The organism is Peribacillus sp. SIMBA_075 (genome assembly GCF_046534585.1).
In genome coordinates this window covers 1-258 of the sequence record NZ_JAWRYN010000960.1, presented here as the reverse complement: position 1 = coordinate 258, position 258 = coordinate 1, and the positions used below count along the sequence as shown (strand labels likewise).

At 70.2% G+C, this 258-nt stretch carries 1 protein-coding gene; it reads right to left on the bottom strand.

All coding sequences use genetic code 11. The annotated features are described in order from the left end of the window. On the bottom strand, positions 1 to 258 hold a 258-nt coding region (locus SB775_RS31120; RefSeq protein ID WP_410865131.1), incomplete at both ends, for a hypothetical protein.

The following is a 258-nucleotide window of genomic DNA, read 5'->3' as shown; positions in this document are numbered from 1 at the left end:
GGGGAGCGCCTCCGAACGCACCGTGCCGTCCACGGCCGTTCCGGTCATGTTCAGCACGGTGAGCTGCACGATGGGGAGGCCCTGCTCGTCGAGCGTCTCCAGCTCATGCACCATCACCAGCATCCCGGGGTGGGCGACATCGGGCACGTCGACCTGGCGCGCCGTCGCGATGCCCCACTGGTTGCGGATGCGGAGCAGCTGGCGGAGCCGGCTCGCGAACGAGGTGCGCCGCTTCAGCTGCTCGGGCAGTGTCCCGTA